This window comes from Xylanibacter ruminicola (assembly GCF_900107775.1).
Taxonomy (GTDB): Bacteria; Bacteroidota; Bacteroidia; order Bacteroidales; family Bacteroidaceae; genus Prevotella; species Prevotella ruminicola_C.
Window position 1 is genome coordinate 80,113 of the sequence record NZ_FNRF01000001.1, and the last position, 12,163, is coordinate 92,275.

Here is a 12,163-nt window from a genome sequence, read left to right on the forward strand (position 1 = left end):
TGTTATTCTTAGTGCTACTTGAAAGCAGGGCGTGTTTCGCCTGGGTGCCACACATCAGCAACAGCTATTTCGAACACCAGCGTGCTGTAACCAGGAATAGACGATGAAGTAGTTTCGCCATAAGCAAGCTGATAGGGGATATAAACCAGCCAATGGTCGCCTTTCTTCATGTGCTGCAGGGCTGTGCAGAAACCCTCGGTGAACAAACTCGTGGTTGTGCCCGATGTTGTGGTTACTTTATTCCAGCTTACGCATGCCTTGAGCATAGCTGACTTTGACCAATCGAAATCGCCCAGGAACGACTGATCGAACACATAACCCTTCTCGTACGTCTTTGATGGAATCAATCTACCGCGATAGGTATAGAACACCGAGTCGGTGAAAAGTGCTGTTTCGGTGCCACTACCCTCCTCCAGAACATCTACGTAGATGTAGTCGGCATCGGTAATACTGGGATTTGTGGTATCCTTTGTGTAGGTCAGGATTTTCTTGTAGTTTGGATTAGAAACTACCTGATTAAAGTAGGTCTCGTTCTTCTGTTTCCAGTTGTCGAACTCACCCTCCTCGCTCTCATCTTCGGTGCACGATGATACCATTCCCCCAAGTGGGAACAGTATCAAAGCGAGCCATATGTATTTTAAATTCTTCATTGTTTACTGAAGCTTCTTAAGCAGACTGGCGATGCTTACCTTATCCTCGATGATAGCGTTAAGATCGCTGATGTTTACACGCTCCTGCTCCATGGTGTCGCGGAAACGCAAAGTTACCTTACCATCGGTGAGGGTGTCGTGATCGACTGTTACGCAGTAAGGAGTACCAATGGCATCCTGACGGCGATAACGCTTACCGATAGAATCCTTCTCGTCGTACTGACAGTTGAAGTGGAACTTGAGCTGGTCGATAATCTCGCGTGCCTTCTCGGGCAGACCATCCTTCTTAACCAGAGGCATAACAGCACACTTAACTGGTGCGAGGGCTGCAGGCAACTTGAGTACGGTACGAGTCTCGCCGTTCTCGAGTTTTTCCTCCTCGAAAGCGTGGCACATGATGCTCAGGAACATACGATCGACACCGATAGAAGTCTCGATAACGTATGGCGTATAGCTCTCGTTGGTCTGAGGATCGAAGTACTTGATGCTCTTACCAGAGAACTTCTCGTGCTGGCTCAGGTCGAAGTTGGTACGAGAGTGGATACCCTCAACCTCCTTGAAGCCGAATGGCATCTTGAACTCGATATCGGTAGCTGCATTAGCATAGTGAGCCAGCTTATCGTGGTCGTGGAAACGATAGTTCTCTGCACCGAAGCCCAGAGCCTGGTGCCACTTCATACGGGTTTCCTTCCACTTGGGGAACCACTCGAGCTCAGTACCAGGAGCTACAAAGAACTGCATCTCCATCTGCTCGAACTCACGCATACGGAAGATGAACTGACGGGCTACAATCTCGTTACGGAAAGCCTTACCAATCTGAGCGATACCGAAAGGAATCTTCATACGACCGGTCTTCTGCACGTTCAGGTAGTTTACGAAGATACCCTGAGCAGTCTCAGGACGCAGGTAAACCTTCATCGAAGCATCGGCGCTGGCACCCATCTCGGTAGCGAACATGAGGTTGAACTGACGAACGTCGGTCCAGTTCTTGGTACCGCTGATAGGATCAACGATCTCCTCGTCGAGGATAATCTGCTTCAGAGCCTCCAGGTCTGGTCCCTGCATAGCCTCGGCATAACGGGCGTGCAGATTGTCGCGCTTCTCCTTAGTCTCCTTTACGCGCTCGCTGGTTTCCATATACTTTGCCTCGTCGAAGCTGTCGCCAAAACGCTTGCGAGCCTTCTCTACCTCCTTCTGGATCTTCTCGTCGTACTTGGCAATCTGATCCTCGATCAGTACGTCAGCACGATAGCGCTTCTTAGAGTCACGGTTATCGATCAAAGGATCATTGAAAGCATCCACGTGACCTGATGCCTTCCAAATGGTGGGGTGCATAAAGATGGCACTATCGATACCAACGATGTTCTCATGAAGCATCGTCATAGCCTTCCACCAATACTGCTTAATGTTATTCTTCAACTCTACACCGTTCTGACCGTAATCGTAAACGGCTCCTAAACCATCGTAAATCTCACTTGAGGGGAATACAAAGCCATACTCCTTACAGTGGCTCACGATCTTCTTAAATACATCTTCTTGTGCCATCTCTTTTGATTATTTTATTTTTTTACTTTTTTACCTTTTTACTTTTTTACTCTTGTACCTTTTAAAGTATTTGGCTGCAAAGTTACACAAATTAATTGATAATTGATAATCGAAAATGGATAATTAACAAAAAATCAGAGAAAATCCCCGCCTTTTGGCGAGGATTAATCTCTATTAATTAAACAGATAACGAATAGTAAACATAATCTGATATGTTGACTGCAGACCGAGGAAATCAGAATAGGTGTGCAGATGGCGCTCGCCATTAACGGTGTTATAGGTGTATTGCCCCTTGCTATAAGAGAGCAGCGCCGTTTCGGTAACCTGCTTGTAAAGTCCCCACTTCTTGTTAAGGAAATTGGGCAGGTTAAGGATATCGACACCTAACTGCAGGGTGTGCTTGGTTTTACCGCAGAGGAGACTCATATCATGCTCGAACTTAAAGTCGATCTGATGGTGCCAAGGCATCTTAGCGCCACCACGCTCGGCATACTTACCGGTGCGATGCTTCAGATAATCGTCCTGCTGGATATAGGCCCAGAAATCGTCGCGCTGCATCTGGGCAGTATATACCTGATGATTGGCACCGTAGGTACTCTCGGCAAAGTTCCAACTGTCGAGTTCCTGGCGCGAGGCGGGCACATAAATCAGGTTGGCAGGCGCCAAGGCATCGCTGTTAACATTGGCCGAGAAGATATAGCTGTAACGGCTGAAGGCATACTCGGTAAGGAAACCATACTGGTAGCCATCGTAAACCAGCGAGAAGTGCGAGGTGTTATTCTTTCCCTCGTTGAGTGTGTAGCTGGCCGAGAGCAGCAAGCGGTTAGGAGCCACATAGGTGGCATAGCCCAGCTCATTATCATTAACGGCATTAACCGAGTTGCGGTAGTTGTTATAGGCCGATGCCACCTGGTTGCCGATACCATCGGTATAGGTCTTAGCCCTTGAGATGGTGTAGCTGGCCGAGAGATCAAGACCAAAGTCGAACTTCTTACGCAACTGGGCGCTGAGCGACATATAGTAGGCCTTATGACCTGCATTCTCAAGCACGTAAGCAGATGAGTTGGGGTCGTAATACGACATCTTATGGCGCACATCGCCGTGACCTAAGTCGATAGTAGAAGTGCCATCCCAGTAGATGTCGCGATTGGCCACTACTACGGGGTTGATATCGCGGTTATAGATACCCTCGATGGTAAAGTCGATATCGCCAGGCAGCTTGGCATCGAGTGCCAACGAGGTTTTCCACGTTTTAGGCATGCGCAGGTTATCGCTCAGGATAGTGGCGCTGCTGGGCACCGAAATCTTGCTCTGAGCACCTATCTGCTGCAGCATATCCTGCTGACTGGTGGTAAAGGTAGGAATAATACCCTTGGTTTGCGAGGCGATATACGAGGTTTGTCCCATACCTGAGTTGCCTACAGCCGAGATGAGCCAAACAAACGGCAGACGACCGATGAAGAGGCCCGAACCACCACGCAAAATAAGGTTGCGATTGCCGGTGATATCCCAGTTGAAGCCCACACGCGGCGATACCGAGATGCTGGCATTTGGCACGTTATCGGTGCGGAAATGCTCGCCGCCAAAGCTAATCTTATAATACGCCTCGTTGAAATTATCCTTCAGACTGGGATAAGAGGGCAGTTCGAAACGCAGACCAAGCGACATGCGGAAACGATCGCTCAAGCTCATGTTATCCTGCAGATAGAGCGACCACTGGTTGGTGCTCATCTTAGCCACAAAATGATCGTGGTTTTCGCCATTGCCATAGGTGATACCAAACAGGCGGGTGTGATCTACAGCAAAAATCGGCCCCCAGTCGTTGTTTACGATGGCCTTATCTATCTCGTTCTGGCTTGCCAGGAAGGCATAATAGCCAGCACCAGCCTGGGCATAGCCGTTAGCCGCCCAATTATGCTCGTACTGCAAACCGCCAAACAGGTTGTGCTTACCCAACTGGATATTGATTTCGTCGGTAATCACGGTAGTCTTAGTCTTGGCCACATTGCCGTAAGTAAACAAATCGCCGGTAAGTGCCCAGTAAGGATAATGGCCCTGACCATCGCTCATCACAATCTCAACCACAGGCACACCAACACCATACTCATTGCTACGGGGCTGGTCCTGATACGAATAGGTGCCACGCAGGGTGTTATGCAGCTTACCGAACTTGCTATTGAGCTCGGCAGCCACCGAAGTGAAGCGGAACTCGGTCATATAACGACTTGAGAGCGACGACATACCGTAATCGGTATTACCGCCATACGAGTTCTGGTTGCCACCATATATAATAGAGGTGCGATTGCTACCGATACTACGCGATGCCGAAGCGGGATTAGCCTCCTTACGGTTCGACTTGGTGAAGCGCACGTTAAACTTATGATCGTCGTTGATGTTCCAGTCGATACGGGCCAGAATGCGGTAGGCAGGCGTTTTCAGGTTATAATTCTGCCAAGGACCTGTGGTAATACCATAAGCGTTCTGCATGTAGGTAGACAGACTCTCGAGCTCAGCCAACTTGGGGCGACGATTCGTGGCCGAATAGGGTTGGTCGCTACGGTTATAAGCCATCACGGCAGGTCCAGCCGTCACATTATCCTCGTACTCGCCGTTAAGGAAGAAGAAGAGCTTATCCTTGATAATCGGTCCGCCAAAGCTCAAGCCAAAGGTACTGTTATGCCCCTTGGATACGGGCAACCGGTCGTTACGAATCTTCTTACCCTTCAGGTCGGAACTGGTCAGGAAAGTATAGGCCATACCCTTAAAGGTGTTGGTACCACTCTTGGTAACCGCATTCACACCACCGCCAGTAAAACCACTCTGACGCACATCGTAAGGCGTAACCGAAACGGTCATCTGATCGAGTGCCTCGAGCGAGATGGGAGTGCCGCCACCAGGCAGCGGACTGGGTTCCATTCCGAACGAATCGTTGAACGAGGCACCATCGATGGTGACATACGACTGACGGTAGTTTCCGCCACCAATCGCCATACCGCTGGCCGAACTCGATTGTGGCGTCATCTTCATGATATCCAGCATCGAACGGCCGATATTAGGCACAGCAGCCATCTGGTTAGCGTTCAGGCTGGTTACAGCACCACTACGGTCGCTACGCATAGTGTTGTTGGCCTTAGCTGTTACCACAATCTCCTGAATCATCTCTGAGCCCTCGCTCAGCGTGGCATCAACCACAGCATTCTGACCCAGCGCTAACTGGATATCGGTAAAACGCGATGTCTGGAAACCGATATACGATATCTCAACCTCGTAAGGTCCGCCCGCCTTCATGCCTGTAATCGTGTAGTGTCCATCGATATTGGTAACACCACGATAGATAGAGCCCGAAGGCACATGTTTGGCTGTAACGGTAGCACCGATAGCCTCTTCGCCATCAGCCATCACCACACCTGTAATACCAGATGTAGTAACCTGAGCCATAACAGAAAGCGAGATTGTCAAAAGTACAAATAGTAATGTAGAAAGTCTTTTCATCATCCAACCAGTTAATTTTGTTCCACTTACGGGGCAAAGATACAAAATAAAACAATAGGATGCAAGTTTTTATAACATAAAAACCACAAAAATTGAAAAGTACCTAGAAAACATTTGCGTTCCAGGTACTTTTCAATTGAAATCTAAGTACTTTTCAAAAAGTAGCTTAAAGGCCCCAAGCAGAAATGATGTCGGCTGCTTTTTTGGATTCTAACTGTTCCTCAAGGGTATCAGAGAGATTGCAGAAGAAATCAATACCTGTCTTTTCCTCCAATTCGTCGATGCTTACTACATAACTTTTGAGTGCATCGCCCGATTTGTCTTCATTCAGGTGCTCGGCCCAGAAACCCAACATGCGCTGACCAGAAGAAGTCTTGGCATAGAGTGCCATGAAGAAGTACTTTGGCACAATATGCGGACCATGTCCTTTGTACTCCTTTGTTCTATCAAGAATCAGTTCTTCCTTATCAATAGTGCCACCTTTAACAATGAAAAGCGTATCATTAGCCCCGAGGTTCTTTCCCCAAGTACGAACCTGCTTTTCCATCTTTGACCAAAGCTTTCCATTAAAATTACCTACCATAGGATATATATTGGTCATATAGAAAGTCTGGGTATTTGCGTCTTTGTCATAGATGCGATCTTGAGATGCACAAATATGACCTTTTTGATAAAGGAAATCTGATGCTTTGTGTACACTAGGATCGTATCCTGGAAAAAAACTGTTGCTTAATTCACTATATGTAGCCTGCTGTTCGCTTTCTTCTACATTAGGATCGTATGCCCAAGGATCTTCATCTGGACGACTATATGTCTCCATTTTATTGCTAGCATCCATCTCCCAACATACCCAACGAGTAGCCTGCAGTTTACTATCCCACTCCAAAGAGAAAGTTACTCCATACTTTTCTGTTGAGTGAGTTACAACCTTACTGCCAGATTTTGTCTTTGGCATTTCCAAACGAGCAAGATATGCATTAGTAGAAGCATCGTTCTTGTTTGCATTAACAACTGTTGGGGTTGGAGTTGGTGGATTTGGAGTTGGTTCATCACTACCACCACCGCCACCGCATGATGTCAACAGAGCTAACGAGAATAAAAAAAAGAGTTGTTTCATTATTATATCATTTTATTGTTCTTGTCTGCAAAAGTAGTCAAAATACATGAAAGCACCAAGCCAACATACGAATTTAATATGTAATTTTACGATTTTTCACCAAAAGAAAACCCCTGGCACCTCTTTGATGTCAGGAGTTCACCATATATTACATAATAATATTCAATACTTAGCGAATATTACTCTGTCTTACCATTTATCGAGTATACATATGCTTTATTCTGGTTAGTCTCATATGTATTCTTATACTTTGTAAGCTCACCACAAAGCACGACCTTGTCACCAACAGCTACCTGGGCATCGCCTTCTGCCCACTTCTTGTTACCAAGCCAAAGAACACGATATGCCTCAAAATCCATCGCAGAATTGTTATAGAATGCGCCATCATCTGAAATCCAGAATGTACCATTACCATATTTAGAGCTGAACTCACCGCCATCAACAATCTTTGAAACAATACCCTCAACGTATACATTTCCAGTTACTCCGCTATTAACAGCAGCTATGGCACCAGCAATATTAAATGGATCTGCAAGAGAACCATCTCCTTTTGCACCACCAGTTTGACCATTGAGTGAAACTATATAGCTCTTGCCTGATGCAAACTCAAGGGTTCCCTTATAATTTGTAACTGTTCCACAAATTACGACTTCATCGCCGATCTTAATCTGTGTGTCACCAGCAGTCCATTTCTTATTACCAATGAAGAGGCCACGATAAACCTCAAACTGGCCACTTGTTGTACCGTCATCGGAAATGTAATAAGTTGCATTACCATACGCAGAACTAAACTCACTATCAATCTGTGAGATCTTACCCTTTACATAAACATTCTTATCTGCAGTCTCACCCTGAGCAAGTTTATTTGCGAAATCTGTAAGCGCAACAACATTGAAAGGATCGCTTGCTGTACCATCGCCCTTAGCCATACCGTTTTGAGTCAGAGTGAATGGCATTGTAGTGCTACCAGTACTGCTTGAAGAAGAGAATTCAATTGCAGCTGCACGAGTTGCGCCATTGTTAGCAGACACTGCAAACTTTACAACTGCAGTATCAGCAGGATTCTTCTCAAAGATAGTAGGTACACCTGCAATATACTTTGTCTCAAGGTATGTGACCCAAGACTTAGCATTATCAGGTATATTAGCATATGCACCACTACCCTTGTAAGCAACCTTAACCTCTACTTCCTGAGCATCAGGTGTAATGGTTGACTCACTAACAAGAAGCTTGAGCATAGACTTAACAACTTTTACAACAGTTACGTCAAGCAGCTCAACGGTCGAGCCATAGAGTTTTCTTGGTCCTTCAACAGTGATAACATCACCTGGTTCGAACTTCCAACCATCTGTACCATCAATAGGCTTATTAGCCAACTTTCCATTCTTGTCGGCAGTACCATAAATTTGTATTTCGCCAGTACCATCATTAAGATACCAGTTACCATACTGATAGTTGTATATACTAGTACATGTACCTGTTACTCGATAGTTTTTACCATCTACACCAGCAATAATCTCTGCACAAGTAGCTTGTGAAGCAACAAGCGATCCCTGACGTACAGTCAAAAACTGCTTCTTACCACCTGCAGAAATCTGAATTGCAGCCTCACGACCACCATCAATAAAGTCTGCATGAAAAGTAACTTTGGTTTCACCAGCAGAACCCGAAGTAGCAGTTGCTGTCAACCAAGCAGGAAGTGGGCATTTCACCTTATCAACCTCAAAGACATCATCAAACGACCAATCGTCGGCCGACTTGATAGTCACTGTCACATCGCCTCCAGATGTTGGGATCGTCACAAATGTCTGATCAATCTGGATATTCTCGAGTGTGCCCAGCGGATCATTGTCAGAAGTACATGCAACAAACATGAACGCCGACAAGGCAATTCCTAAGATATATCTAAATTTCATAATTATATCGCCTTTAATTAATTAAACATATATTTAATACCGATAGATGCATACCAGCACTGGCCAATAGAGTGGTTAGGAACCCAAGTCTGGGTATTTCCATTTACTGCCTTTGGAGTAGAGAATACAGCATAACCATCAGCGTCAGTATTCTCATAACGCAGGATACGACCCTCGTTCAAAGAAGTGTTCATGTACTTGCTAACACCCCATGAAGAGTTGAAGAGGTTCAATACATTCTTGATATCCATGCTCAGCTGGAGAGTATGCTTAGTCTTACCTACATTCAACTTAAAGTCGTGCTTGTAAGCCAGGTCAACACGGTGTACCCAAGGAGAATATACACTATAACCCTCTGCATACTCACCCTGATGATTCTTCAGATAGCTGTCGCCATGTACATAGTCCATGAAACGAGTCTTGTCATCTTCAGAAGCGAAACGGAACAGATTCTTCTGAACTTCCTCATCTGTAGGAATGTAAAGAGCATCGTATGCATAACCATCTCCATTCATATCGTTGGCAATCATATATGAGTAGTTATAACCACCGCGCCACGTCTCATAAATCAGGCTATAGTGGTTGCCGCTCTTATCGTGCAGAGTTGCAGAAGCAACGAAACGATCTGGAGTAACATACTGAGAGTTGTGCAAACGGATATTGTTCGGACCCTCAGAAGTAGGAACGTAAGTAAATGCAGACTCAGCTGCAGAACCTGGCATGCCGGTAACCTCCTTAGATACTGTGTGAGTATAAGCAGCCATCAAGCTAACCCAATCAGCAGGCTGAGCATTGAGAGTTACGTTTGCACTCCAACCATAACCACGTGAAGTGTTCTCAAGAACAAATGCCTTGGTACCAGTGCGGAAATCAGAAGGATAGATAGGACGGTTGTCTGCACCATTCCAACGAGCAAACCCCTCAACAGGCATAATGCTCCAATCTGAGATACAAACTCCATTGATAGTCTTATTATATATACCCTCAACAGTAGCTGTGAATGGGAAGCTTACAGGAAGCTGATAGTCAACGGCCAAAGAAGTCTTCCATACCTGTGGCATCTTGAAGCTTGGATCAACTGCAGAAATTGAAGAAGGAACAGTACCACTTTCAGGAGAAACTGTACTTGGGAATCCCATAGAAACAAGCTTGTCCAAAAGAGCCTGAGTTGTAGCATGGCCATTAGCATCTGTTACGAGACCACCAGCGAACTGGCTCATTACAGATGGCATATCAGCATAGTTAGCCTTAACTGCGTCAGGCAACTTATCATACTTAATAGAAGGACCAAGTTGTGCCTGATACTGCACCAGACCACCGTTGGTAGGCATGTTGGTAAAGAATACCAAAGGCAGACGACCAGAGAAGAGACCAGTACCACCACGAACCTTCAGACTCTTATCGCCGAATACGTCGTAAGTGAAACCGAGACGTGGAGAGAAGGTAATGCTGTTCTTAGGCCACTTACCAGTATCAATATGACGGCCATTGTAATCAAGATTGTAGATCGCAGCATTAGTCATCAGGTCGCTGTTGTTGAAGAACAAGCCATCAACACGCAAACCATAAGTAAGCTTAAGCTTGTCGTTAATATTCCACTCGTCCTGAGCATAGATACCAGCCTTATTGAACTGAACACGAGCAGCAGGAGTTGTCTCACCATCATAACCATAAGTCAAACAACCTCAGGAGTAGCGCCCTGGAAGAAGTCGTCCAAAGACTTATAACGATAATAACCTGTTCCATTACGCATATACTGGTTATCAGCCATCTGATGCTCATAGTTCAAACCTGCAGTAATCTTATGCGCACCCATATAGAAGGTTACGTCATCCTTAATGTTCCAAATGGTATTGTGAACAGCATTGTTCCATGTAAACAACTCATAACCCAATGCCATATAGTTAGCATTGTTATCCGATCCATCCAGAATATCAATGAATGGGAACTCTGAAGAATTAGTACCACGGATATCATCGAGTTTAGAGATTGTAGCCAACAACTGGTTAGAGATATTATCAGTAAGACGGCTATTCAAATCGAGTGACCAAGAGTGAACGAGGTTCTTCATTGAGTACATCGAGTTTGCAAAAGACATAGAGAACTCTGACATACGGCTATATGCAGAACGAGTACCACCATCCATAGAAGATGCGTTAGGAGAACTCCAGCGATTATTCTTGGTGTAATTGTAACGCAAAGCCAAATGATGCTTATCGTTGATATTCCAGTCCAATCGAGCCAGCACCTTATAGTTGCTCTCATCAGCAGGAAAACTGGTCCAAGAACCAGTATCATAACCATACTTATTCTTTACAAATGTAGAAGCTGCCTCAAGGTCAGAAAGTGTTGTACGAGAAACATAGTTATCTGCATCGGGCTCACCATCTTCTGAAGCTCTCCAACGGTTTGCAATGGTTGGAGTCTTAATCATTTCAGCATTTACAAAGAAGAATAACTTATCCTTAAGGATAGGACCACCCAGAGAGAATCCATAAGTAGTCTGCTGATCTTTAGCACGAGCGCCAGTAATCTGCTCACGATCGATAGCATCACCACGGAGATTCTCATTCTTGTGATAAATGTATGCACTACCCTTGAAGTTGTTGGTACCCGACTTGGTAATAGCGTTTACACCACCACCGATGAAGTTGGTCTGGCGAACATCGTAAGGAGAGATAACAACCTGAAGCTCCTCGATAGCATCGATAGAGATTGGGTTACCACCACCAGGAAGACTTTCAGACAAACCAAAGTTGTTGTTGAAGTTAGCTCCATCAACGGTGAAGTTAGCGGTACGACCATCTGCACCAGCGAAACTCATGCCATTACCTCCATAAGGAGACAGACGAGTTACGTCTGTGATAGAACGGCTAACGGTTGGCAGGTTGGCAATCTGCTGACTGTTGATGTTAGTAGCAGCACCCGTCTTTTCAGCGGCGAACTTAGAAGCCTTACCACTTACGATAACCTCTGCAAGCTCAGTAGCATCCTCTGACAGGAATACATTGAGGTTGTAAGTTTCAGCCAGCTGGAGGGTAATACCCTTGACAGTTTTAGGCTGGAAACCAATGTAAGAAATGGTCACATTGTAAGGACCACCAGTACGCATACCATTGATCGAGAAACGACCTGTGGTATTTGTCACTGCTGTGTAACGAGTACCAGAAGGCTCGTGTACAGCCACAACTGTAGCACCGATGACTTCCTCGCCATTAGCATTGTCGAGGGTCACCTTTCCAGCCATACTTGAAGTTGTGATTTGTGCCATCAATGTTAACGAGAAAGTTAACATCAATGAAACCAGAAAGAGCAATCTTTTCTGCATAAACTAGAACTGTTTTAATTAATTAAATGAGCGGAAAAATTCCGGATTGTTTAAATTTCGGTGCAAAGGTATGAAAAATTTTCCGATTTAATGTTATAAATCGGCTACTTTTTTT

The 12,163-nt window shown here is 45.4% G+C and carries 5 protein-coding genes and 1 pseudogene; all 6 read right to left on the reverse strand.

Annotated features, from left to right (window positions below; genetic code table 11):
- Nucleotides 1-14: 14 nt before the first annotated feature.
- The 6 genes and pseudogenes from BLU97_RS00290 to BLU97_RS00315 all read right to left on the reverse strand — a co-directional run bounded on the left by BLU97_RS00290 (nucleotide 15) and on the right by BLU97_RS00315 (nucleotide 12,048).
- Nucleotides 15-650: an FKBP-type peptidyl-prolyl cis-trans isomerase gene (locus tag BLU97_RS00290; RefSeq protein ID WP_074759743.1), complete on the reverse strand. Its 636-nt coding sequence runs from the start codon at nucleotides 648-650 to the stop codon at nucleotides 15-17.
- Between the two features lie 3 nt (nucleotides 651-653).
- On the reverse strand, nucleotides 654-2,195 hold the full coding sequence (locus BLU97_RS00295; protein WP_074759744.1) for a glycine--tRNA ligase: 1,542 nt from the start codon (nucleotides 2,193-2,195) through the stop codon (nucleotides 654-656).
- Nucleotides 2,196-2,369: 174 nt separating this feature from the next.
- Nucleotides 2,370-5,690 carry a TonB-dependent receptor domain-containing protein gene (locus BLU97_RS00300; RefSeq protein WP_074759745.1) on the reverse strand — a complete coding sequence of 1,107 codons (3,321 nt, stop codon included), beginning with the start codon at nucleotides 5,688-5,690 and terminating at the stop codon, nucleotides 2,370-2,372.
- 163 nt (nucleotides 5,691-5,853) lie between these two features.
- Nucleotides 5,854-6,804: a DNA/RNA non-specific endonuclease gene (locus BLU97_RS00305; protein WP_074759746.1), complete on the reverse strand. Its 951-nt coding sequence runs from the start codon at nucleotides 6,802-6,804 to the stop codon at nucleotides 5,854-5,856.
- A gap of 179 nt (nucleotides 6,805-6,983) precedes the next feature.
- The gene (locus BLU97_RS00310; protein ID WP_074759747.1) at nucleotides 6,984-8,678 is read right to left on the reverse strand and encodes a BACON domain-containing protein; all 1,695 of its coding nucleotides are present in this window, start codon (nucleotides 8,676-8,678) and stop codon (nucleotides 6,984-6,986) included.
- Between the two features lie 59 nt (nucleotides 8,679-8,737).
- A pseudogene (locus BLU97_RS00315) lies at nucleotides 8,738-12,048 on the reverse strand (carboxypeptidase regulatory-like domain-containing protein).
- Between the last annotated feature and the right edge of the window lie 115 nt (nucleotides 12,049-12,163).

Bases quoted from the DNA above. Each gene is read 5' to 3' on its own strand.
- BLU97_RS00310 (WP_074759747.1), bottom strand. From the start codon at position 8,678: ATGTTTGTTGCATGTACTTCTGACAATGATCCGCTGGGCACACTCGAG.
- BLU97_RS00305 (WP_074759746.1), bottom strand. From the start codon at position 6,804: ATGAAACAACTCTTTTTTTTATTCTCGTTAGCTCTGTTGACATCATGC.
- BLU97_RS00295 (WP_074759744.1), bottom strand. From the start codon at position 2,195: ATGGCACAAGAAGATGTATTTAAGAAGATCGTGAGCCACTGTAAGGAG.
- BLU97_RS00300 (WP_074759745.1), bottom strand. From the start codon at position 5,690: ATGATGAAAAGACTTTCTACATTACTATTTGTACTTTTGACAATCTCG.
- BLU97_RS00290 (WP_074759743.1), bottom strand. From the start codon at position 650: ATGAAGAATTTAAAATACATATGGCTCGCTTTGATACTGTTCCCACTT.